Origin of the sequence: Pseudomonas jilinensis, assembly GCF_003586265.1 — a bacterium.
GTDB classification, from domain to species: domain Bacteria; phylum Pseudomonadota; class Gammaproteobacteria; order Pseudomonadales; family Pseudomonadaceae; genus Halopseudomonas; species Halopseudomonas phragmitis.
Map to the genome: position 1 here is coordinate 22,532 of NZ_QJSA01000017.1, position 24,623 is coordinate 47,154.

Below are 24,623 nucleotides of genomic sequence, written 5' to 3' on the forward strand. Positions count from 1 at the left end.
CCACACAATGTTGACTGGAGTCAAATGTTTGTCGGCTCGAGCCAAATCAGCGAAGCCATCCGCCCGGTCTGACCATCACGTCGATAGGAATAGAATCGTTGCGCATCGCTGACCGTGCACAGGCCGCCGCCATACAGATGCTGCACCCCCAGGCGCTTGAGCCGCAGGCGGGCAAGCTGATAGATATCCGCCAGGTAGTGGTCTTCGCGCTCGGTCGGCTCGAACGCCTGTACAGCAGACTCATCCGTTGCCGTAAAGGCTTCAAAAACCTCTTCCCCCACCTCGAACACCTGTGGTCCGATTGCCGGCCCCAACCAGGCCATCAGCGATTCTGGTGCACAGCCCATGGCCTGCACCGTAGCTTCCAGCACCCCATCGGCCAGCCCACGCCAACCGGCATGCGCCGCCGCAACCCGGTTGCCGGACTGATCACACAATAGTACCGGCAGGCAGTCGGCGGTCAGCACCGCACAGGCAATGCCCGGCTGGTCGGTCCAGCTGGCATCGGCATCAGCAACAACCGCAGGATCGGCCCTGACCACCCGGGTACTGTGGGTCTGCTCCAGCCACGCCGGCTGACAGCCCAATGCAGCCTGCAAGCGCTGGCGATTGGCGGCCACATGCGCAGGGTCATCCTCCACATGGGTAGCCAGATTAAAGCTGTCCCACGGGGCCAGGCTGTCACCCCCCAGTCGGGTGGTGATACAGGTACGCACCTGCCTTGGTGCCGGCCATTTGGCAGTCAAAATATCCTTGATCATTCGTCGAGTTCACCGTCTTCACGCAGCAGCGTCAGCAATTCAATCATGTCCTGGGGCAATGGAACCTCCCAGCTCATCAATCGACCATCGAGAGGGTGCTCCAGTTCCAGACGCCGGGCATGCAATGCCTGACGCGGAAACTCACGCAGCAGTTTGACCAGCTCAGGACTGGCGCCCGGCGGAATCCGCAGCCGCCCGGCATAGGTCTGATCACCGACCAGCGGAAAATGGATATGACTCATGTGCACACGAATCTGGTGGGTACGACCGGTCTCCAGCTTGACCCGGACATGAGTATGCGCACGAAACCGCCGGATCACCCGATAATGACTGACCGCTGGCTTGCCATCGGCGACCACCGCCATTTTCTGCCGGTTGACGCCATGCCGGGCAATAGGCGCATCGACCTTGCCGCCGGCAGTCATCACCCCGACCACCACACATTCGTATTCTCGGGTTACGGTCCGGGCCTGGAGCTGGGCCACCAGATCGGTCTGTGCCTCGAGCGTCTTGGCCACCACCATCAGGCCGGTGGTGTCCTTGTCCAACCGGTGGACAATCCCGGCCCGGGGTACCGTGGCCAGCTGTGGCGCGTGATGCAGCAGGGCATTGAGCAGCGTGCCATCCTGGTGCCCGGCAGCCGGATGCACCACCAGCCCGGCAGGCTTGTTGATCACCAACAGGCTGTCATCCTCATAGACCACGGCCAACTCGATAGCCTCGGGCTGCCAGTCGCCCTGCACCTCACGCTCGGCATCCAGTTCCAGTTGCTCACCGCCATACAGAGTGTCGCGCGGGCGCAGCGAGCGGCCATCGACGGTCAGGCTGCCATCCTTGATCCAGCCTTGCAGGCGAGAACGCGAGTGATCGGGGAACAACTGGGCGGCAATCTGGTCAAGGCGTTGACCACCTTGTTCGGGTGCCACCTGGGCGGATAGACGAATGCGTTCGGACATGCGGGACTCATTACTGCACGGGGTTTACGGGCTTGTATTCCCTTTTGGTTTCACCACCGCGCTGTGGTTAAATACGGGCTCGGTTCACAGGCCGGTCGAGATCGACCGCCTGGATATGCAAGGGAACCTCTGGAAAACGTAGACGAGGCAGGCAAGACAAGGCAAAAACAGCCGAAAAAGCGCAGTTTACTCGGTGTAAATGAGCATTTTGAGGCTGTTTTTAACGCAGTATTGCCAACGCAGGTAGTTTTTCAGCGATTCCCAAGAAGCGCCAACTATAACAGGACGTTCCCTAGCTTCACAGCTCGGGCCATCCCTCCGGAATCATGCTATGTCGATGAAACATCTTCTGCTGGTCGCTATGTTGTCTCTGCTGGTCGCCTGCTCCTCCAAACGGGGCGTGATTGACGAGTCGCTGAGCGAATCAGAGCTCTACGTGATGGCCCAGCAGGATCTGAATGCCAACAACTACGGCCCGGCAATCGAAAAACTCCGGGCTCTGGAGTCACGCTATCCGTTTGGCCGGTTTGCCGAGCAGGCGCAGCTTGAGCTGATCTACGCTTACTACCAGAACCTGGAGCCGGAAGCCGCTCGCGCCTCGGCCGACCGCTTCATCCGCCTGCACCCGCAGCACCCGGATGTCGACTATGCCTACTATATCCGCGGCCTGGCCTCATTCACCCGTGACCGCGGCATCTTCGAACGCTTCCTGCCGCTGGACATGACCCGGCGCGACCCGGGTGCCGCCCGCGACTCGTTCAACGAATTCGCCCAGCTGGTCAGCCGCTACCCCGACAGCCGCTACGCACCGGACGCCCGTCTGCGCATGATCTATCTGCGCAACCTGCTGGCCGCCTACGATGCCCACGTTGGCCATTACTACCTCAAGCGCGGGGCTAATGTCGCCGCCGCCAACCGTGGTCGCTATATCGTCGAAAACTTCCAGCAGACACCTTCGGTACCCGATGGCCTGGCACTGATGGTCGAAGGCTACCGGCGTCTGGCCATGGACGAGCTGGCCGATACCGCCCTGCAGACCCTGCAGAGCAACTATCCGGATCATCCCAGCCTCAAGTCAGGCGAGTTCCGCCACCATGTCCAGCCAGCCCAACGCGAAGCAGGCTGGGTCGAAACCATGACCCTGGGCTCACTGAACAAGCTGGTCGCCCCACCCAGTCGTCGCAGTGGCCAGACCCAGATGGAACGGGAAATGGAGCGTCAGTATCAGGATGCGGTAACTTCGCTGCCCCGCGAGATCCGTGCCCCACAGCAGCCCAAGCGCTCAATCTGGAGCCGCCTGACCTTCGGTCTGTTCGACGACTGAACCCGCACCCAATAAAAAACCGGCTGATGCCGGTTTTTTATTGCCCTGTTGACTGTCCCCCAGCCGATCAGTCGTCCATCGCCCAACCCGAGGTGATCGGATAGCGCCGGTCACGACCGAAACCACGCTGGGTAATCCTTGCCCCGACCGCCGCCTGACGCCGCTTGTACTCATTCAGGTCAACCAGACGCACCACTCGTTTAACCACATCCTCGTCAAATCCAGCAGCGATGATCGCGCTGGCCGACAGATCGTGTTCGATATACAGACGCAGGATCTCATCCAGCACCGGGTAAGCCGGCAACGAGTCTTCGTCCTTTTGATCAGGAGCCAGTTCGGCCGACGGCGGCCGGTCAATGACCCTCTGAGGAATCACCTGACCCAGCGTGTTGCGGTATTCAGCCAGACGAAACACCAGCGTCTTGGGTACATCCTTGAGGACATCGTAGCCGCCGGCCATGTCGCCATAGAGCGTGGCATAACCAACCGCCATTTCGCTCTTGTTGCCGGTGGTCAGCACCAGCGCGCCGGTCTTGTTCGACAGCGCCATCAGCAGGGTGCCACGACAGCGCGCCTGAAGGTTTTCCTCGGTGGTGTCGCGCGGTAAGCCCTCGAACACCGGTGCCAGGGTCTGCATGAAAGCCTCGACCATCGGCGCAATCGGCAGCACCCGATAGGTGACATGCATGGCCTTGGCCTGAGCCTCGGCATCCTCCAGACTCATACTGGAGGTATAGTGATAGGGCATCATCACTGCCTCGACCCGCTCGGCGCCAAGCGCATCCGCAGCGACCGCCAGGGTCAGCGCTGAGTCAATGCCACCGGACAGGCCCAGCACCACGCCCTTGAAGCCGTTCTTGTTGACATAGTCACGCACGCCACAGACCAGGGCCTGATAGACACTGGCCTCAAGCTCGGGCATCGGCGCCAGAGTGCCCTGACGCAGGCTGACCTGCTCATCGTCATACCGCACATCGACCGGATACAGCCCTTCGGCGAAAGCCGGTGCGCGCAAGGCGATCTGGCCATCGGCAGCCATGGCCACCGAACCACCATCGAAAATCAGCTCGTCCTGAGCCCCCACCTGATTAACATAAAGCACCGGCATCTCGCCCTCGGCGCAGCGCTCAGTCAGGGTTGCCTCACGCTCACCCTGCTTGTCCATGTGAAATGGCGAAGCATTGAGGTTGAGCATCAGCCGCGCCCCGGCCGCCCGAGCCTGGGCCATCGGCTGCGGATGCCAGATGTCCTCACAGATACTCAGGGCCACCGGCAGGCCATCCAGTTCGAGCACACAGGAGCCCGAGCCTTCGCTGAAGTAGCGCTTCTCATCGAACACCCGGTAATTGGGCAGATGCTGCTTGGCGTAGCTGGCCAGCAGATTGCCGTCGGCAATCACGGCCGCCTGGTTATAGCACTGCTCGCCCTCGTACCACGGGTAACCAACCACCAGATAGATGCCCTGGACCCGTTCACACAGGGTCTGCAGGGCCCGCTCGATACGGGCCTGCATACTGGAGCGCAGCAGCAGGTCTTCCGGCGGATAACCGCACAGCGATAGCTCGGGAAACACGATGACCCGGGCCCCTAGCTCATCCCGGGCATGACTTGCGGCCTCGATGATCCGCTCCAGATTGCCGCGAATATCACCTACCCGCAAATTGAGCTGGGCCATCACTACACGCAGACTGTTTGTCATCTGCCTTCTCCTGAATCCTGACTGGCGCTTATTGTCCGGTATAGCTCGGCCCCGCCGCAATCACCAGAGGCATCGAAAGCCATGCCCAGTCGGGGCCGAGTCAGCTAAACTGGACACTCATCAGCAAACAAGGCACCCCATGGGCTTGATCAAACTCATCATTCTGGTCGTACTGATTCTGGCCATCATGGCCTTCTGGCGCCGACTTAAGGCCTGGCAGGCGGCCAACCGCCCTACCAACGCCCAGCCTGAACGCCCGCAACTGATGGTTCGCTGCGCCCATTGCCAGCTCCATCTGCCACAGTCCCAGGCGGTTCGCGCCGGCGACCATTGGTACTGCTGCCCAGAGCACCGTGATGCCGCTGCCCAGCACTGAGCGAATCGACTCGCAGCGACCGCGCATTCTCCGGCTTTACAACCTCTACCGGGTTATTCTGGGCCTGGGGCTGGCGCTGCTGACCAGCAACGCGCTACGTGACGGACTGCTGGAGCTGAACAGCCCGGAGCTCTACGAAACTGTCAGCTGGCTATACCTGATCATCAATCTGGTGATCGCCCTGATCCTGCACCAGGGCCATCGCAACCTGTATCTGTTCGCCCTGGCGGCGCTCGACATTCTGCTGCTGGGCATTCTGTTCTATGCCGCAGGCGGGGCTGGCAGCGGCTTCGGCAACCTTCTGATCATTCCAGTGGCCGTCGGCAACACCCTGCTGCATGGCCGGATCGGTCTATTGCTGGCGGCGTTGGCCAGCCTGTTGCTGATCTATCTGACCTTTTTCCTCAGCCTGTCACATCCGGGCATCGGCCAGAATTACCTGCAAGTCGGCGTACTCGGCTGCATTTTCTTCGCCGTCGCACTGTTCGTTCAGCGCCTGAGCCGGCGCCTGTCGCATTCGGAAAACCTGGCCAAGCAACAGGCCGCCAGCCTGGCCAGCCTGGAGCGGCTCAACCAACTAATCATTCAGCGCATGCGCACTGGCATCGTAGTGGTCGGCGCCGACAGTCAGGTTCTTCAGGCCAACGAAGCCGCTGCGCAAATGCTCGGCAAACCCATCATTCGCGGCATGGCTCTGGAGGGCCTGGCACCACAATTGGCCGAGCGCCTGCGACACTGGCAAGCCAACCCCTCCCGCCGCTCCGGGGGCTTTCGCAACCACAGCGGCGGTGTCGAGATCATGGCCAACTTCAAACCTCTGACCGGCGGTGAAGACAACGCCGTTCTGGTATTTCTTGACGACAATACTCAGGTGGCGCAGCAGGCCCAGCAACTCAAACTGGCATCGCTCGGGCGCCTGACCGCCAGTATCGCCCATGAAATCCGCAACCCGCTGGGCGCGATCAGTCATGCCGCACAACTGCTGCACGAATCGGATCAGATCGTCGAACAGGACCAGCGCCTGACTGAAATCATTCAGCAGCATTCACAACGCATGAACCGGGTGATCGAAACTGTGCTGGAGCTTTCGCGCCGACGCCCCAGTGAGCCGCAACTGGTCAATCTGGCGGATTGGGTCAGGCAGTGCGCCGACGATTTCCGCGACGCCCATCCAGGCACCGACCAGCTTGAATGCCAGATTCAGGATGGCGTTATCCAGACTCGCATGGATCCCAGCCAGCTCAGCCAGGTGCTCGGCAACCTGCTGGATAATGCTTTGCGCTACAGCGGCACACCCGGCACCAAACGAACCGTCTGGCTGCGACTATACTGTCATCCTGAAACCGAATTGCCGGTGCTGGAGGTGATCGACCGCGGCCCAGGCATCGAAGAAGAACACCTGAGTCACATTTTCGAGCCTTTCTACACCACCGAACGTACCGGAACCGGCCTGGGCCTGTATATTTCCCGCGAACTGTGTGAAAGCAATCAGGCACGGCTTGAATATCAGCGCCTGGAGCCCCGGGGAAGCTGCATGCGCATTACCTTCGCCCACCCCAAACGCCTGGTATGAACAACCATCCGACAAGGAGCTTGCAGGTCACCAATGAGTAGTCCGCTGGTACTGATCATCGACGACGAGCCAGATATTCTCGAATTGCTCGACATGACGCTGGGGCGCATGAACGTCAGAACCCGCAGCGCGACCACCCAGGCCGAAGCCCTCGCTCTGCTCGACCAGCAGCAGTTCCAGCTCTGCCTGACCGACATGCGCCTGCCCGACGGTGACGGGCTGAGCATCGTCCGCCATATCCAGCTTCATTGCCCACAGACCCCGGTCGCCATGATCACAGCTTACGGCAGCCTGGATACCGCCATCAGTGCACTCAAGGCCGGCGCCTTCGACTTTCTGACCAAGCCGGTGGACCTGCAACGCCTGCGCGAACTGGTTGGCAGCGCCCTGCGTCTGAGCAACCCGCCGGTTGAAGACGAACACACCGATCTCGACGACCCGCTGCTGGGGATATCTCCACCTATCCAGCAACTGCGCCGGCAAATCGGAAAACTGGCCCGCAGCCAAGCGCCGATCTACATCAGCGGCGAGTCTGGAACCGGCAAGGAACTGGTCGCCCGGCGCATTCACGCCCTTGGCCCACGAGCCGAGCAGCCGTTCGTGCCGGTCAACTGCGGCGCCATTCCTTCGGAACTGATGGAAAGCGAATTCTTCGGCCACCGCAAAGGCAGCTTCAGTGGCGCCGTGGCCGACAAGCCCGGACTGTTCCAGGCCGCTCATGCCGGCACCCTGTTTCTCGACGAAGTTGCCGACCTGCCCATGGCCATGCAGGTCAAGCTGTTGCGGGCCATTCAGGAGAAGGCCGTGCGCCCGGTCGGCACCCAGCAGGAAGAGTCGGTCGATGTGCGTCTGCTCTGCGCCACGCACAAGGATCTGGCCGCCGAAGTAGCCGCCGGGCGCTTTCGTCAGGATCTGTTCTACCGGTTGAACGTCATTGAGCTGCATGTGCCGCCGCTGCGCCAGCGGCGTGAAGATATTCCACTGCTGTGTGACCACATCCTCAGCCGACTGGCCGAACGCAACCAGCGCCCGCAGCCCCGCCTGAGTTCAGCCTGCCTCGAGCGGCTATGCATCTACCGCTTCCCCGGCAACGTCAGGGAGCTGGAAAATGTTCTGGAACGGGCCTTCACCCTGTGCGAGGGCAACGCCCTGCAGGCCGATGACATTCATTTGAGTGGCGGCCCAAGCAGCGGTGACGACCAGCCGGACCTGACCCAGATCGACTCGCTGGAAGACTATCTGGATCAGATCGAGCGCCAAGCTATTACCCAGGCCCTGGAAGAAACCCGCTGGAACAAGACCGCAGCAGCCAAGCGCCTGGGCCTGACTTTCCGCTCACTGCGCTACCGGCTGAAAAAACTCGGGCTGGAAGATTAAGGAAACACTGATTAATTGCACATAAGTTCAGCAGCCCGGTTGTCGCTGACCTGTTCTGGACTGTCGATGCCCTGGATGGGCATCGTCAAGCCCCCAGGGATGGGTTCACGGCGTGTCCAGAACAGGTCAGCGACAATTGGGCCAGCACCGAAACTGATTTAATCAGTGTTTCCTTAACGAACCCGGACAGACTCCAGCCGCCCAGCCGGCGCATAGGGCTGCGGATCGATCACCGGCGCACGCCCTCCCATCAGATCAGCCAGCAACCGGCAGGAAGCCGGCGCCAGCACCAAACCGTTGCGGTAATGCCCGACATTCAGCCATAGCCCGGGCAGGCTCGACAGCTCACCAATGAACGGCACACCATCAGGCGAACCCGGACGCAGACCGGCCCACTGAGCGACAGGAGCCTGATTTTCCAGAGCCGGCAGAAGCCGCTGCGCCGACTCACGCAACGAGGCCAGAGCCTGCTCGGTCGGGGTTTTATCAAACCCGGCATGTTCCAGAGTACTGCCGACCAGCACATGTCCATCACGCCGCGGAATCGCATAACGCCCCCCAAACAGGACAATACTCGGCAACCAGCCTGGCTCGCACTTGTACAGCAGCATCTGCCCCTTCACCGGCTCGACCGGCAAGCTCAGACCCAACGCCGCAGCCCACTCGCCACTCCAGGCGCCAGCCGCCAGAACCACGGCATCGGCCCGCAACTCACCCTTGGCGTGACGTACACCACAGGCGCGGCCCTGTTCAACCAGCAAGGACTGGACCGGCGTGTGTTCCAATAAAGTAAAACCGGGAAACTGCAGCAGCCTGGCCCGCAACGCGGCCATCAGCCGGGGGTTACGCACATTGGCCAGATCAGCCTGCCACAGCGCACTGCGATAACCCGGGGCCAAACCGGGAACCTGGCGATAAATAAAATCGGCGTCGACGCTGAGCAGCGGCTTACCTTCGCGCTGAGCCCAACTCAGAGCATCGGCCTGCTCATCATGATCAAGCCACATCAAGCCACAACTACTGACCTCAGGATCAATGCCGGTGAGCTCAGCCAGCTCGCGCCCAAGCCCGGGATAGAATCCCTGCGACCAGTCAGCCAGAGCACTAATCGGTTGACTATAACGCCAGGGATACAACGGCGAGACGATACCGCCACCGGCCCAGGACGCTTCGCGGCCCAGCTCAGAGCGCTCGACCAGCGTCACCCGGGCACCGGCCTCCAGCAGATTGAGCGCCGACAGGCAGCCCATCACCCCTCCCCCGATCACCACAGCATCACTCATCGTCACACGCTCTCCACTCACTGTTTCCGGGCTGGCAGCTTAAACCATGGCGCGCCAGCCGAACATGACACAGGACAATTTTGAACGCCGCGCTGCATGGCGTAGTAAGCGTGACTTAGACCATCGGCCTAGTCATGAACAGTGTCCCCGAGCTGGATAAACCGGTATCATTGGCCGCAGTTTTACCCCCAGAGGCGACATGTAAATGACAGCAAAAAACGTTGATGTATTGCTGGTCGGCGGTGGCGTCATGAGCGCTACCCTAGGAATGTTGCTCAAACAGCTGGATCCGGCCATGACCATTACCCTGGTCGAACGCCTGGATCACGTTGCTCACGAGAGCACCGATGGCTGGAACAATGCCGGCACAGGTCACGCCGGCTACTGTGAGCTGAATTACACTCCTGAAGGCCCCGATGGCACTATCAGTATTGACCGGGCCCTGTCGATCAACGCGTCCTTTGAAGTGACCTTGCAGTTCTGGTCCTACCTGGTAGAGCAGGACATACTGCCCGGGCCGAAAAGCTTCATCAATCCGACCCCGCACCTCAGCTTTGTCTGGGGCGACAAGGATGTAGCTTTCCTGCGCAAGCGCCATGAGCTGCTCAGCGCCCACCATCTGTTCTCCGAGATGCAGTTCAGCGAATCCGCCGAACAGCTGGCCGAATGGATGCCGCTGGTGATGGAACAGCGCAAGCCCGGCGAAAAGGTTGCCGCCACCCGGGTCGACTTCGGCTCGGACGTCGACTTCGGCTCACTGACCCGCAGCATGATTGCCAATCTCGAACGCCACGAGCAGTTCGAACTGAACCTCAATCATTCGGTCAGCAGCCTGCGCAAGAGCAAACGTGGCTACTGGCGCGTCTTGGTGCGCGATGAAAAGACTGGCGAAGACAAACAGATCAACGCCAACTTTGTCTTCCTCGGTGCCGGCGGCGGCTCGCTGCCCCTGCTGCAGAAATCCAACATCGATGAAAGCCAAGGCTACGGTGGCTTCCCGGTCAGCGGCCAATGGCTGGTCTGCCAGAAGCAAGACATCGTCCAGCGCCACCACTCCAAAGTGTACGGAAAGGCTCCAGTTGGCGCCCCGCCGATGTCGGTCCCACACCTGGATACCCGCATCATCAACGGTCAGCCCGCGCTGCTGTTCGGCCCCTTTGCCGGCTTCACCACCAAGTTCCTGAAAAAGGGCTCGGTGCTGGACCTGTTCTCATCGGTCAAACGCTACAACGTAAAACCGATGATGGCAGTCGGGATCGACAATATGGATCTGACCCGTTACCTGATCGCCGAGTCCTTCCAGTCACACAAGGATCGGGTGGCCTCGCTGCGCAACTTCTTCCCGAATGCCAAGGCCGAAGACTGGGCCCTGCAGAATGCCGGCATGCGCGTGCAGATCATCAAGAAGGACGCCAATGGTCACGGTAAGCTGGAGTTCGGCACCGAGATCGTTGCGGCCAAAGACGGTAGCCTGGCGGCACTGCTGGGCGCCTCTCCCGGCGCCTCAACCGCCGTGCAGGCAATGATCAACGTGCTGGAACGCTGCTTCAAGGAGCGCATGGCCTCGGCAGAATGGCAAGCCAAGATGCGCGAGCTGGTACCGTCCTATGGTCAGTCACTGATCAAGGATGCCGAGCTGCTCAAGAGCGTCCGCCAGCGGACCCTCAGCACCCTGGGGCTGACTCAGTCCTGAGCCTCGGTCTCGAACAGCACCAGCCGTTCACGGGTCGGCGGGTGGGTTGACAGGAAATCAGTCAGCCCGCCCGTCTGCTCCGCAGCCGAACCCGAGCCCTCCAGACGCCGCATGATATTGGCGAAATGGCGCAGTTCCAGTTGCTGTTCACGCATGAATTGCAAAGCAAAGGCATCCGCCTCACGCTCCATCCCCCGCGAATAACTGAGACTGGCCAGAACCGCCGGCAAGCTGGCGGCCATGTCCGACGCTGCCGACAGATCCCCGGTCAGCGCCACCATCATCCAAACCGCCAATGAACTCTGGACAATCCCCCGCAGGCTGTGGCGATGGACCACATGCCCTACCTCGTGCGCCAGAATACTGACCAGTTCGTGGTCATCGCGAGCCAGCTCGACCAGCTCATCGGTAAACACAATGATGCCCGCTGGTAATGCCATGGCGTTGGCACCCAGCCGGTCACCATGGCGAAACAACACTTTCAGACTGTATTGTGGGTACTCTTCGGCCCACCGCTGCAGGTAAGGCTGGAAACTGGCCAGCACCTCTGCCTGGCGCTCCTCGCTCAAACGGCTGGGCTCCAGCCAGCGATCCAGACTATCGAGTGATTGCTGGCCCAGGTAACGCTCCACCTCGACCGGCAGCGCCTCGGCCACTAGCCGCGAAACCCAGGGTATGCCATGGGTGAAGCTGCCGACCAGAAACCCCAGCATCAACACCGTGCCCAACACAATCAGTTTGAAATTGGTCTCCAGACGGCTCAGCCACCAGCCGGATGAACGTCCGCTGGCAGCCTGCCACACGGCCCGCAGAGCAGCCTGATCGCGACTTTCGAACACGCCACCGTCGGCCAGATACAGGCTCCCGGCCGCGCCACTGACCTGGGTCCCCAGGCGTAGGCCATCACGGTTCAGCAACCGCTCACCGGCATCGCTGATCAGCCAAAGCTGCTCTGCACGCCAACCCAGCCGGGCATTGTGACTACGACTGCGCTTGCCGTCGAAAAACTGCCCTTCGACCCACAGCTCAGATGACCGGGATGCCGACATCGAAGGCCTCGCCCAGCTCCTGACCAATGGCGCTGGCGCGCTGGGTTTCAGCAGCGACGAAGCTGTCCAGATCGCCATACACCTGCACCTGAGTACAACTGGCCCGATAGGCGGCCATCCGCACTTTGGCCCAAGGCGTGAACAGCCCCAGCGTCAGCACGATGAACAGGCTGTTGGTCAGATAGATCCAGACCATCCGGCGTTTGCCCAGAGTTGACTCGAAGCCATGCAGCCCCAGCACCGTGGAGTTCATGATCAGATTGGTCAGGCCAGCCAGGAAATAGCCAAACAGCGCCAGATAGCCGATCGCGGCCGTGATGATAGCCAACGCGCCATGCAGAGAACTGACCAGCAGAGACAGCAGTACAAAACCAACCAGCACGCCGATCACTCGGAAAAAGAATACATAATAGTCAGTGCCGCTGGCCTTGAAGCGGAACGGCATGGTGCCGAAGCGCATGTTGTTGACCACAAAGCCGTGCAACTTGAACAGACTGTAGGGCAGCGCCAGCAACAAGCTCAGCACAGCAAGAAGCGGCCAGATATAGATCGCCATGAACGCCTGGCCGTAGCCACCCTGAAAGTCGAACCGGACATTGCGCCAGGCGCTGTTGACCGCATTGAATTTCAGCGCCCGAATGACGATCCAGGGCACCAGCGGTATGAACAGTAACAGCAGAATCAGCGCCCCCATTGCCCAGAAGTTGGAGACCACCATCCAGAGAATCAGTGCCGCCAGAGCCACCAGCCGGCCACGAAAAATCACCCAGGGATCAGCCAGATACTGAAAACTGGCGCCAGCAACCTCGGTATGGCCATAGAAGTACTGGTTGGTACGTACCTTGGCCCAGGGCGCATAGAACCCCAGAGTCAGAACAATAAGCAGGATATTGACGATCCAGATGCCGAAAAACTCACTGCCGATCCCGGTAAACTTTACCGGCTCCAGGCGCCGCGGCAGGCTTGGCTCGGTGGATTGTTCACGACTGGGCTCGCGTGCCTCAAAGCGTACCGAGCCCCCTGCTGGCGCTACGTCTGCAGCAGGCGCCTCGTCCTCAACTTCAAGCTCAACCAGCAGGCCTGCGACTTTCAAACGCGCCCGGTAGATTTCCGCCTGGGTTCTTGGCAGGCCTTTTTTGATCGTTGCCGAGCGACCGCTCAACAAGCTATCGATCTGGCTGTCAGTGAAGCCCAGTTCTTTCAGGTTGGCGCTCAATTGCGCCGGCGAGACCCCCTCGACCAATTGGCCGCTATAGCGTACCCGGTAATGCCTGGTGTCCATACAGGTCCTTCCATTGGATGAATGCAGAGAAAAGTCATACGCGGCATACCGGCAAATCGGCATCCTTGCGTAATAGGCTATTCAAGCAGGCTGTAACATTTTGTGCAACTTGGAGAGTTCGATGCCGCGCCCAGGCTTTTGCCGGACTGCTCCGCTACCCGCGTTACTGACGCTTGAACGCCAGATAACTGCGGTGCGGATTTGGAGTGCGCCAGATAAAACCCTCGACGTAGTAGTGCAGAAATGACAGCGTGAGGATAACGATACCGATCAGAGGCAGTTGCTGGTAATAGGTCAACGCATAGGCAATCAGCCCGGACAACAGCGGCAACAACAGCCAGACCGGCAATCGTGTAACACGGGCCATCCGGTAAATCAGGTTCACCGGTTGCTGGCGATTACGGTTGCTGTCGTGGCTTATGTAAATGATATACGCGGTTACATCATGGATAACGCGCGGAATCAGGATCACGAACAGGGTATAGCCGGCTTCATTGATGACAAAAGCCGACAGCAGCAAGGCGACATTACCCCACAGATACCAGACGCCGATCCGATGCCTGGCCTGCCAGGTCAACTGCCATGCCAGCACCATCACCGCAGCGCACAATGCGGCAGCCATATAGCGCAGCATCAGGTAAATATCCAGCGAACCCAGACTCAGCCGGCCTATATAGGTTGCGCCATAGACATTCATGTAGATGGCAAATCCGGCCAACACCGATAGCCATTTCCAAGCCCTGAATACAGGCGAAGGCGCAATGCCAAGCATCATCAGCGACAATCCCAACTGCTGCGCCAGCACATGGTAGATCGTGTAAAAGGCCAGGAATACGAACAACAACTGATAGCTCAGCGGCTGCGGGCCGACATAACCGAGCGTGGACAGCGCGGCAAAGCCCAGCAACGGCCACAACAGGCGGCGCCGATAGTGCTGCAGGTAATCACGGTCAGCCATGCTGACGAAACTGGCCACAATGTGCGGCAGACCAAATACCAGGGTCCAGAACGGCCAGTGCATGGGGTCATTGGGTAAGGACCGGCGCAGCCACCCGCCACCTGGCAGGCTATCCAGCAGCACTATCAGCAGCACCAGCGGAATCAGGGCATATAACCCCAGCAGCCAGCGGCAATCAACCTCGCGCAGCACCGGCAATGTAGTTGTTGTATCAACGCTCATGCCAGCATTGTTGGCCAGCCATACAGCCCCGGCAATCGCCTGAATGGGTCACCCTAGTGCTACAAGCGGGTCGGATCCAACTCAACACCCTGCGCCTTCAGCTCGTCATAAGCCCGATCCAGATCCTTGCGCAACTGCTCGGCAAACTGGGTCTGGCGCGACAACACCAGACGCATCGGCTGATTGTCCACGGCGATATGCGGCAACTCGTCCAGAGCGAAATCACTCAGCAGCGGCTCCACCTGACTGCGGTATTCCAGCAAATAATCCGCCCGCCCCAACAGCAGCATGCTGATCGCCCCCTGATGCGAAGCACTGCGGTGTATCGTGATATTCAGTCCCGGATCATCCATGATCCGGCGTAGCCGGTCGGTGTAGGTGTAATTGGTGATCAGGATCAGACTGCTACCTTGCAGACTGTCCGGCCATACCGGGGCCGGGGTACCGGGCCGGTGATAAAGGTTGATCCGCACCTGGGTCAGGTCGCGTTCAGTCTCCAGCGTGTAGGGCGCCAGATCAGGCTTGTTGAGCAACCCCGGCCACAGATGCACGGCCCCGTCCTGCAATCCGACAAACACCCTGGCCGCAGGCAAAATCCGTAATTCATAGGGATAACCGGCCTGCTCAAGCAAACGTCGAACCAGGCTGACCGTGCGCCCGACCGGCTGGCCGTCCTGGTCTGGCTCAGCGTGCCCTGGGAATTTCATGAAAGCCACCTGCACCACGGGCTTGGCAGACTCCACAGCCCAGGCAGCCGGCACCACCAACATGAACATGCTAATCAGCAGGACGATGCGCATCCTGTACTCTCTTATTGTTTTGACCACTGCCCAGCTCCTGCCCCACTACCCGCCAGCTCCGCTGGCGCACATCATTGGTAGACCATGGTAGCTTAGCCAAAAAACCAGCGTCAAAACACTCTCACACAACTCTCCAGGGAAATACTGATTAAATCAGCTTCGGCCGAGGACCATAAAAAAACCCCCGCGGGAATGTTCCCAACGGGGGTTGATCGGCAAATTGTGCGATCAGTCGGTATATACCGGCAGACGGGCACAAATCGCCTTGACCTGCTCACGCACACGCTCGATCACTGACTCGTCACCCATGTTGTCGAGGATGTCGCAGATCCAGCCAGCCAGCTCGCGGCAGTCAGCCTCAACAAACCCACGAGTGGTAACCGCCGGGGTACCGATACGCAGGCCCGAGGTAACGAAGGGCGAACGCGGATCGTTCGGCACAGCGTTCTTGTTCACGGTAATGTGAGCGCGACCCAGCGCAGCGTCGGCATCCTTACCGGTGATGTCCTGCTTGATCAGCGACAGCAGGAACAGGTGGTTCTCGGTACCACCGGATACCACGTCAAAACCACGCTCGATGAACACCTGAGCCATAGCCTTGGCATTCTTCACCACCTGCTGCTGGTAGGTCTTGAATTCCGGCTGCAGTGCTTCCTTGAAGCAGATCGCCTTGGCCGCGATCACATGCTCCAGCGGGCCACCCTGGGCACCCGGGAAGACTGCAGAATTGAGCTTCTTCTCGATCTCTTCGTTCTTGCGCGCCAGGATCAGGCCGCCACGCGGACCACGCAGGGTCTTGTGGGTGGTGGTGGTGACCACATCGGCATAGGGTACCGGGTTCGGATAAACGCCGGCAGCAATCAGACCAGCCACGTGCGCCATATCGACGAACAGATAGGCACCGACCTTGTCGGCGATCTCGCGAAAGCGCGGGAAGTCCAGCACCTGAGAGTAAGCCGAGAAACCGGCCACGATCATCTTCGGCTTGTGCTCCAGCGCCAGGCGCTCGACTTCGTCGTAGTCGATCAGGCCATCATCATTGATGCCGTACTGGATGGCGTTGTAGAGCTTGCCGGAAGAGGACACGGAAGCACCGTGGGTCAGGTGACCGCCATGGGCCAGGCTCATGCCCAGGATAGTGTCGCCAGCCGACAGCAGAGCCAGATAAACGGCGGCGTTGGCCTGCGAACCGGCGTGCGGCTGAACGTTGGCATAGTCGGCACCAAACAGTTGCTTGGCCCGGTCAATGGCCAGTTGTTCGGCCACGTCAACATACTCGCAACCACCGTAGTAGCGCTTGCCCGGATAGCCTTCGGCGTACTTGTTGGTCAGTACCGAGCCCTGGGCCTGCATGACTGCCGGACTGGTGTAGTTCTCGGAAGCGATCAGTTCGATGTGCTCTTCCTGACGACGCTCTTCCTGCTGCATGGCAGCCCAGAGTTCGGCATCGAAGCTGGCGATATCGTTGGAACGGCTAAACATGTCACGGCCCCCTGTCAGGCGTTCGGGAATGAAAGGCGCGCATTTTACCCCAAGCCGCGGCCCCTGGCACATGAAAAGCGTTCAGCGGTACAACAAAATCCATTCACGCAGTGCCTGGTCAGCCCAAACAGCCCCTAGCCCCCTTCCTTCGCCTGACACAGGAAGTCGTCGTGCAGTACCTGGGCCGGAACCGGATGCCCGAGCAGATAGCCCTGCACCTCGTCACAACCAAAACCGCGCAGCAGTTGCAATTGCTCGTCGCTCTCCACCCCTTCGGCAACCACTCGCAGATGCAGGCTGCGGGCCATGGCGATGATGGCCTGGGACAAGCGCGCATCGCGACTGTCGGCGGCCATCGCCTGAATGAAACCTCGATCGATCTTCAGGGTATCAATGGGAAACTCCTTGAGGTAACTGAGCGAGGAGTAGCCGGTTCCAAAATCGTCCACCGCAATAGCCACTCCCAGCGCCTTCAAGCCGGCCAGTGCCTGCATGGTATCTTCGACGTCGCGCAACAACACGCTTTCGGTCAACTCCAGCTCAAGCACGGTCGGATCCAGTGCGTAGCGTTCCAGCACCGCCCGTACCTGACCAACCACCTGCCCGCTGGCGAACTGCTGAGCCGAGACATTGACTCCCAGCCGCGGCAAATGCAAACCAGCATCACGCCACTGCGCCCACTGCTGGCAGGCTCGATCCAGCACCCACTCGCCCAGACTACCAACCAGGCCGATTTCCTCGGCAATTGGCACGAAGACACTGGGTGGCACCGCACCCAAGCGCGGGTGCTGCCAGCGCAGCAGCACCTCGGCCCCGCTCAACTGCAAGCTGGCACAGTCGAACTGCGGTTGGAAATGCAGGCTCAGGCTATCCTCCTGCAGTGCTCGGCGCAGCTCAGCCTCCAGACTCAAACGCTCCAGCGCCTGAGAGTTCATCTCGTTCTGGTAGAACTGGAACGTCGCCTTGCCCGTGGATTTGGCGTGATACATGGCAGTATCGGCAAACTTGAGCAAGGCACTGGCCTCCTGAGCATCCTGCGGGCACAAGGCAATACCGATACTGGCGCTGATAAAGAACTCCCGCTCCTGCAGGACAAAGGCCGGAGCCAGACTGGCCAACACCTTCTCGGCCACATGCACACTGGCGGCCATCGCTGAATCCCGGTTCTTGAGACCGACCAGCAACACGGTGAATTCGTCCCCACCCATCCGCGCCACGGTATCGCTGTCGCGCACACAGTCACACAGGCGCCTGGCCACCTCTCTGAGCAAGGCGTCGCCAGCCGCATGCCCGAGGGTGTCATTGATCGGCTTGAACCGATCCAGATCCAGAAACATCACCGCCAACCATTCGTTACGCCGCTGGGCCTGCTGCAATGCATTGCCCAACCGGTCCTGGAACAAGGTACGGTTCGGCAGTCCGGTCAACGCATCGTAATAGGCCAGACTTTCAATCCGGGCTTCATTGGCCTTGCGCTCGCTGATATCGACGAAGAAACACACATAGCTGACCAGATCACCTTCGTGATCATAGACTGCATTGATTCCGGCCCAGGAAGGAAAATCCTCGCCGCTCTTGCGTCGCTGCCACAGCTCACCCTCCCAGCGTCCTTGCTGGCGCAGGGTTCTGAGAATATCCGGGTAGAAGCTTTCACCATGCACCGGCGAGGAGAACAGTTGCGGGGTCTGGTCAATCACTTCATCAGCCAGATAGCCGGTGATCTGGCTGAAGTTCTCGTTGACCTGGACGATATAGCCGACCGGATCGGTAACCACAATCGCCCCAGTAGTGTTCTCGAACACGGTGGCCGCCAGGCGCAGGCGGTTTTCCGTACGGCGCTGTTCGCTGATGTCGCGGGCAATGCCCAGCAACCCAAGAAAACGCCCCTGCTGACTCCACATCAGCGAAACCCGCAACTCCACCGGACATTTGCTACCGTCAAGCTTTAAGCAATCGAAGCTGATCTGGCGCCGGAATCCCTGCTCACGCAGTTGCTGTGCTTGGTCAGCCTGACGCACCAGAGGACGCAACTCGTCGAGCAATGCGTCCATGAACTGGCGAAACTGCGGGCCAACCACAATATCATCGAAACCTCGGCTCAACAGTTCACCAGGGCTGTAGCCCAGCGCCGCGACCACCGACGGACTGATATAGTCCAGATGGAACTCGGCATCGGTGGACCAGATCACGTCGCTGATATTCTCAGCCAGCAGCCGGTAGCGCTGCTCGCTGGTCTGCAAACGCTGATTGGCCAGGGTTTGCTGGGTGATATCCTTGGCCGTGCCGATGACCTGACGCACCCGTCCCTGCGAGTCATGCGCCAGCAACTTGGCCTGCAGCAAAAACCAGCGCCAATCACCGTGCCGATGGCGCCAGCGTACCCGCCACTCCAACATCTGATCGGCACTGAGTACCTGCAACTGATTGCGACAGGCCTGCATGTATTCCAGGTCATCCGGGTGCAACAGGCGATCACGCTGATAGGCCGGCAGGGCCTGTTCCTCTTCGCGGCTGTAACCCAGTTGACGCATCAGAGAGCGATTGGTGAAAACAAAACGGTTGCGCTGAACATCCTTGATGAACACTACATCCGGTACCGACCTGACCACCTGGGCCCAGAACTGCTCGCGTTCAATCATCGAAGCCTCTACCCGGCGCCGGGTGGTGACATCGGTCATGCTCAGAGTTACCGCACGGTAATCCTCGACCTGCTCCGGCAGGCACATCACCACCCACAGCCAGCGCAGCGTACCCCGGCGAGTGCGCAGGGGCGTCTCCAACTCCATCCGGGTCTTGCCCTGAATCACTGCCAGCACCAGTTGATAGCGAGCGCCTCCGACACGCAGACTGTGGTCCTGATGGAACAGCGTATCCAGCTCCTCCACTGTCTGCAGCGCCAGCAGATCCAGGGTGACCTGATTGGCATCCAGTATGCGGATCGTCTCCAGCAGCTCCTGATGACGTTCAGGGTTGGCCTCCAGCCATTGATCAAGAACCTGCTGACTATCAATACGCTGAGCGCGCAAAAACACGCGCAAAGTCGACAAGTCGAGCAGGCAAAGCGCCATCCCGACCCCTTGAAAAATATCGCGGTAACGGCGCTCACTGACTTGCAGATGCTGCAACGAGGCCTTGCTGTCGGCATCGAGCCGGCGGTTGAGTCGCTGCATGCGGGTCAACACCCAAAGCACCAGGATCAAACCCAGTACAAAGGCTGTGAACAACAGCAACTTGTAGGTCACCATGCGGCCTAGTTGCCCACGGTAGTACTCAGGCTCGACCAGCCCCCGCACCTGCCACAACGTACCGGCAACCGGCGCGCTGACCAGCACCTGCTCGCGCTCGATCGACGATAACGGCGCGTTATCGAGAAACACCAGCCGGTCACGCTGCTGGCGGGCCATGACCCGCGCATGCCCGGCATCTTCCAGCAACCAGCTATAGCTGTGTGCCGCCTGGGCCGAGACCAACCGCGACAGCACCCGGTCATCCAGCGTCAACAGCCAGTAACGGCCATGTTCACGACCCGGCACCGCCCAGTACAGCGCGCGCTGGCGTGGATCGGAATCCAGCGCGAAGGCCTGGCCACTCAGGTGCAGGCGCCAGATTAGTTGACTCCAGGACTCGCGTGGCAGCCCCAGGGCGCTGGCCGGCACATCAACCGGCTGGATATGCCGCAGCCCCGGCAATAGCTCGCTCAGGACAGGGTCGTCAGGCTGAGCCCCCAGACTATCCAGAACATGGGCCAGGGCGCGTGATTTGACATCCAGGTTGAGCGCCAGTTGATCAGCGATCAGCCAGACACTTTCCTCCACCTGGGCATGATGTTGCAAACGCAACAACTGGAACCCCTGCCAGGCCTGCCAGCCCATCAGAACAGCCAGAAACAGCCCGGCAACCAGCACCGGTATCGGCCCCAGCCCCTGGCTTCGCCGGCCTTTGGCCCGGCTGGCTTGCGGCGGCCAGTCAGTCGGCCAGCCCGGAGGTGTCTGCATATTATTCAAAACCGTAGTGCACCAACGGATGAGCTAAAGAAACCGACAGTACCATAACAGGAGACATGATTGAGGGGGGTTTGCCCTTGAGCCTCAGTTGGGCTAGCCTTGCCACCACTTTCCAGCCCCGCCTGACACAGGCCAGGGTTTTGTCGAATCCATCCCATTCAACAGGTTCCGCCACCATGGCTCAATACGTATATAGCATGCATCGGGTTAGCAAGGTTGTCCCCCCGAAGCGTGAAATTCTCAAAGACATTTCGCTGTCCTTCTTCCCTGGCGCCAAGATCGGTGTACTCGGCCTCAACGGCGCGGGCAAATCGACCCTGCTGCGGATTATGGCTGGGGTCGACACCGAAATCGACGGCGAAGCCCGGCCCATGCCCGGTATCAAGGTCGGCTACCTGCCCCAGGAGCCACAGCTCGACGCCAGCAAGAGCGTGCGCGAGATCGTTGAAGAAGCTGTGAGCGAGATCAAGAACGCCCAGGCTCGGCTCGATGAAGTCTACGCCGCCTACGCCGAACCGGACGCCGACTTCGACGCCCTGGCCGCCGAGCAGGCCAAACTCGAAGCCATCCTCCAAGCCGCCGACGGCCACAACCTTGAGCGCCAGCTGGAGGTCGCCGCTGACGCCCTGCGCCTGCCGCCGTGGGATGCCAAGATCGAGCACCTGTCCGGTGGTGAGAAACGTCGGGTAGCACTATGCCGCCTGCTGCTGTCGGCTCCTGACATGCTGCTGCTGGACGAACCGACCAACCACCTGGACGCCGACTCGGTGGCCTGGCTGGAGCGGTTCCTCCATGACTTCCCCGGCACCGTGGTGGCCATTACCCACGACCGTTACTTCCTCGACAACGTCGCCGGCTGGATTCTCGAACTCGACCGCGGCCACGGCATTCCGTTCGAAGGCAACTACTCGCAGTGGCTGGAATCCAAGGCCGCGCGCCTGGAGCAGGAAGCCAAGCAAGAGGCCGCCCATGCCAAGGCGATGAAATCCGAGCTGGAGTGGGTACGCCAAGGCGCCAAGGGCCGCCAGGCCAAGTCCAAGGCACGCCTTGCACGCTTTGAAGAGCTGCAATCGCAAGAATTCCAGAAACGCAGTGAAACCAACGAGATTTACATTCCGGCCGGCCCGCGCCTGGGTGACAAGGTCATCGAGTTCAAGAACGTCAGCAAAGGCTTCGGCGACCGGGTACTGATTGACGACCTGTCCTTCAGCATCCCCAAGGGTGCCATCGTCGGGGTGATCGGCGGCAACGGCGCCGGCAAATCGACCCTGCTGCGCATGATCACCGGCAAGCAGCAACCCGATTCCGGCACTATCGAACTTGGCGAGACCGTGCAGATCGCCAGCGTCGACCAGAGCCGCGACAACCTGGACGGCAACAAGACTGTCTGGCAGCAGGTGTCCGACGGCTTCGACATGATCAAAGTCGGCAACTATGAAGTGCCTTCGCGCGGCTATGTTGGCCGTTTCAACTTCAAGGGGGCCGACCAGCAGAAGTTCGTCAAGGATCTGTCCGGCGGGGAACGTGGCCGCCTGCACCTGGCCCTGACCCTGAAACAGGGTGCCAACGTACTGCTGCTTGACGAGCCGTCCAACGATCTTGACGTGGAAACCCTGCGTGCGCTGGAAGAAGCGCTGCTGGACTTCCCTGGCTCAGCCATCGTGATCTCCCACGACCGCTGGTTCCTGGACCGCATCGCCACTCATATCCTGTCCTACGAGGACGATGGCAAGGTGACCTTCTTCGAAGGCAACTACACCGAGTTCGAGGCTGACCGCAAGAAACGCCTGGGCGAAGCCGCCACCCAGCCGCACCGGGTACGCTATAAGAAGCTGGCCTGAGTCATAGCTTTCAGGCCCGAGGCGCACACGCCCCGGGCCTGAAGGTCCATACCGCCCCTCTTTGCCCGCACAAACAAGGTGCAAATTATTGATTTGCACCATTTCTGAGCACACTGCGCTCTGCTAAAGTTGCATCCCTTCGTCTAAAACGTTCATAAAAGAGACTTTGAACATGACCGACACTCTGGATGCCTGCCTGGCTCACCTGAAGCTTCGCGACCCTGATCAACCGGAATTCCATCAGGCTGCCGAAGAGGTGCTCAGCAGTTTGTGGCCATTCCTTGAGGACAACCCCAAATACCTCAACAACGGCATTATCGAGCGGATGCTCGAGCCGGAACGGGTCATCATGTTCCGAGTACCATGGGTGGACGACCACGGCCAGGTCCATGTCAATCGCGGTTTCCGGGTCCAGATGAGCAGCGCTATCGGCCCCTACAAGGGCGGTCTGCGCTTCCACCCGTCGGTCAACCTTGGCGTACTCAAGTTCCTGGCTTTCGAACAGGTCTTCAAGAACGCCCTGACCAGCCTGCCAATGGGCGGCGGCAAGGGCGGCTCGGACTTCGATCCCAAGGGCAAGAGCAACGCCGAAGTAATGCGTTTTTGTCAGTCATTCATGACCGAACTGGCTCGCCACATCGGTGAGGATCTTGACATTCCGGCTGGTGATATCGGGGTGGGTGCCCGGGAAATCGGTTTCATGTATGGCCAGTACAAGCGCCTGCGCAACGAGTTCACCTCGGTATTGACCGGCAAGGGTCTGAGCTATGGCGGCAGTCTGGTACGTCCTGAGGCCACCGGTTTCGGCTGCGTGTACTTCGCCGAACAAATGCTCCGCCAGCAAGGGCGTGGCTTCAGTGGTCAGCGCGTCTGTATCTCCGGTTCCGGCAATGTGGCCCAGTTTGCCGCACTCAAGGTTATGGAACTGGGTGGCCGGGTAATGTCGGTATCCGATTCCGGCGGCACCCTGCATGTCCCTGACGGCATGACCGAACACCAGTGGCAGACGCTGATGAACCTGAAGAACGAACGGCGCGGCCGGCTCGAAGAGCTCGCCAGCGAGGAAGGCGTCGAGTACCTGGCCGGACGCCGGCCCTGGCAACTGCCCTGCGACATCGCCCTGCCCTGCGCCACCCAGAACGAGCTCAATGGTGACGACGCCCGCACCCTGGTCGCCAACGGCTGCCACTGCGTAGCCGAAGGCGCCAACATGCCTTCAACGCTGGAAGCGGTCGACGTGTTCATTGAACAGCGTATTCTGTTCGCCCCGGGCAAGGCCGCCAACGCCGGCGGGGTCGCGGTCAGCGGTCTGGAAATGAGCCAGAACGCCATGCGTCTGCACTGGAGCGCCGGCGAAGTGGACGAGCGTCTGCACAGCATCATGCAGTCGATCCATGCAGCCTGTGAACGCTATGGCAAGGAAGAAGACGGCTACATCAACTATGTCAAAGGTGCCAACATCGCCGGTTTCGTCAAGGTTGCCGACGCAATGCTTGCCCAAGGCGTGGTTTGATGGATAAAAGCGGCTATAGTGAGGGCATGAGCCTCATCCCGGAAGCCAGACCGATGAGCGATGACAGACGGCGTTTCACCCGCATTCCCTTCGATGCCCACACCAGTCTCCAGCAGGACGACTGGTGTGCCAACGTTCAATTGGTCGACATTTCCCTGCGCGGACTGTTGACCCTGCAACCAACCGACTGGCAGATGCAACGCAGCAAGGCTTCGTTCATCGCAATCATCGATCTGTCCGAGGGTAGCCAGATCCGCATGGAAGTGCATCTGGTCCACGCCGAGGAAGGCCTGCTGGGCTTCGAGTGCCTGCACATCGATCTCGACTCGATCAGTCACCTGCGCCGCCTGATCGCACTCAACCTGGGCGATGAAGCACTGCTGGAGCGCGAACTGGCAGCACTTATCTAAGCAGCGGCTGAGCCCCGCTG

18 protein-coding genes are annotated in these 24,623 nt (G+C 60.2%); 8 read left to right on the forward strand and 10 right to left on the reverse strand.

The features are described 5' to 3' along the window. Positions 1 to 20: 20 nt before the first annotated feature. Positions 21 to 761, reverse strand: a complete 741-nt coding sequence (pgeF, locus tag C2846_RS16480) for a peptidoglycan editing factor PgeF (RefSeq protein WP_119701979.1) — start codon at positions 759 to 761, stop codon at positions 21 to 23. Then, a complete protein-coding gene (rluD, locus tag C2846_RS16485; protein ID WP_095624017.1) occupies positions 758 to 1,717 on the reverse strand; it encodes a 23S rRNA pseudouridine(1911/1915/1917) synthase RluD in 960 nt (319 codons plus the stop codon). The genes pgeF and rluD overlap by 4 nt, the downstream gene beginning before the upstream one ends. Before the next feature lie 331 nt (positions 1,718 to 2,048). Between rluD and C2846_RS16495 the strand changes: the two genes are divergently transcribed. Beyond that, entirely contained in the window at positions 2,049 to 3,041 is a 993-nt protein-coding gene (locus tag C2846_RS16495) for an outer membrane protein assembly factor BamD (protein WP_119701980.1), read from the forward strand. Between the two features lie 67 nt (positions 3,042 to 3,108). Here the strand turns inward: C2846_RS16495 and C2846_RS16500 are convergent, their stop codons facing one another. Beyond that, positions 3,109 to 4,740, reverse strand: a complete 1,632-nt coding sequence (locus tag C2846_RS16500) for an NAD+ synthase (RefSeq protein ID WP_119701981.1) — start codon at positions 4,738 to 4,740, stop codon at positions 3,109 to 3,111. Positions 4,741 to 4,879: 139 nt separating this feature from the next. On the opposite strand from C2846_RS16500, the gene C2846_RS16505 reads away from it, so the two are divergent. Genes C2846_RS16505 through C2846_RS16515 form a run of 3 tightly spaced genes read left to right on the forward strand, consistent with a single transcriptional unit; the run spans position 4,880 to position 8,066 of the window. Next, a complete protein-coding gene (locus tag C2846_RS16505) occupies positions 4,880 to 5,116 on the forward strand; it encodes a PP0621 family protein (protein ID WP_119701982.1) in 237 nt (78 codons plus the stop codon). Then, positions 5,097 to 6,689: a sensor histidine kinase gene (locus C2846_RS16510; RefSeq protein ID WP_119701983.1), complete on the forward strand. Its 1,593-nt coding sequence runs from the start codon at positions 5,097 to 5,099 to the stop codon at positions 6,687 to 6,689. The genes C2846_RS16505 and C2846_RS16510 overlap by 20 nt, the downstream gene beginning before the upstream one ends. A gap of 33 nt (positions 6,690 to 6,722) precedes the next feature. Next, positions 6,723 to 8,066, forward strand: a complete 1,344-nt coding sequence (locus C2846_RS16515) for a sigma-54-dependent transcriptional regulator (protein WP_119701984.1) — start codon at positions 6,723 to 6,725, stop codon at positions 8,064 to 8,066. Positions 8,067 to 8,239: 173 nt separating this feature from the next. On the opposite strand, the gene thiO is transcribed toward C2846_RS16515, so the two are convergent. Beyond that, on the reverse strand, positions 8,240 to 9,349 hold the full coding sequence (gene thiO / locus C2846_RS16520) for a glycine oxidase ThiO (protein WP_119701985.1): 1,110 nt from the start codon (positions 9,347 to 9,349) through the stop codon (positions 8,240 to 8,242). Between the two features lie 205 nt (positions 9,350 to 9,554). Between thiO and mqo the strand changes: the two genes are divergently transcribed. Then, a complete protein-coding gene (gene mqo / locus C2846_RS16525) occupies positions 9,555 to 11,042 on the forward strand; it encodes a malate dehydrogenase (quinone) (protein WP_119701986.1) in 1,488 nt (495 codons plus the stop codon). Here the strand turns inward: mqo and C2846_RS16530 are convergent. From C2846_RS16530 to C2846_RS16555, 6 genes are all read right to left on the reverse strand, one after another. Continuing rightward, positions 11,033 to 12,091, reverse strand: coding sequence for a M48 family metallopeptidase (locus tag C2846_RS16530; protein ID WP_165443849.1), 1,059 nt, complete (start codon positions 12,089 to 12,091; stop codon positions 11,033 to 11,035). The two genes, mqo and C2846_RS16530, sit on opposite strands and share 10 nt — an antisense overlap. Beyond that, positions 12,069 to 13,373 (reverse strand): YjgN family protein, encoded by a 1,305-nt coding sequence (locus tag C2846_RS16535; RefSeq protein WP_080048216.1) that lies wholly within the window; start codon positions 13,371 to 13,373, stop codon positions 12,069 to 12,071. The genes C2846_RS16530 and C2846_RS16535 overlap by 23 nt, the downstream gene beginning before the upstream one ends. A gap of 163 nt (positions 13,374 to 13,536) precedes the next feature. Then, a complete protein-coding gene (locus C2846_RS16540; RefSeq protein ID WP_131038234.1) occupies positions 13,537 to 14,553 on the reverse strand; it encodes a hypothetical protein in 1,017 nt (338 codons plus the stop codon). 59 nt (positions 14,554 to 14,612) lie between these two features. Then, positions 14,613 to 15,353: a substrate-binding periplasmic protein gene (locus C2846_RS16545; RefSeq protein ID WP_119701989.1), complete on the reverse strand. Its 741-nt coding sequence runs from the start codon at positions 15,351 to 15,353 to the stop codon at positions 14,613 to 14,615. Positions 15,354 to 15,581: 228 nt separating this feature from the next. Next, positions 15,582 to 16,835: a serine hydroxymethyltransferase gene (gene glyA, locus C2846_RS16550; protein ID WP_080048221.1), complete on the reverse strand. Its 1,254-nt coding sequence runs from the start codon at positions 16,833 to 16,835 to the stop codon at positions 15,582 to 15,584. A 134-nt stretch (positions 16,836 to 16,969) separates the two neighbouring features. Beyond that, positions 16,970 to 20,830: a bifunctional diguanylate cyclase/phosphodiesterase gene (locus C2846_RS16555; protein ID WP_119701990.1), complete on the reverse strand. Its 3,861-nt coding sequence runs from the start codon at positions 20,828 to 20,830 to the stop codon at positions 16,970 to 16,972. A gap of 185 nt (positions 20,831 to 21,015) precedes the next feature. Here C2846_RS16555 and ettA point away from each other — a divergent pair, with 185 nt between their 5' ends. The 3 genes from ettA (at position 21,016) to C2846_RS16575 (ending at position 24,603) form a co-directional block, all read left to right on the forward strand. Then, positions 21,016 to 22,680, forward strand: coding sequence for an energy-dependent translational throttle protein EttA (gene ettA / locus C2846_RS16565; RefSeq protein WP_080048224.1), 1,665 nt, complete (start codon positions 21,016 to 21,018; stop codon positions 22,678 to 22,680). A 172-nt stretch (positions 22,681 to 22,852) separates the two neighbouring features. Further along, a complete protein-coding gene (gdhA, locus tag C2846_RS16570) occupies positions 22,853 to 24,193 on the forward strand; it encodes an NADP-specific glutamate dehydrogenase (protein ID WP_119701991.1) in 1,341 nt (446 codons plus the stop codon). 53 nt (positions 24,194 to 24,246) lie between these two features. Continuing rightward, positions 24,247 to 24,603 (forward strand): PilZ domain-containing protein, encoded by a 357-nt coding sequence (locus tag C2846_RS16575; protein ID WP_119702016.1) that lies wholly within the window; start codon positions 24,247 to 24,249, stop codon positions 24,601 to 24,603. Positions 24,604 to 24,623: the final 20 nt, after the last annotated feature.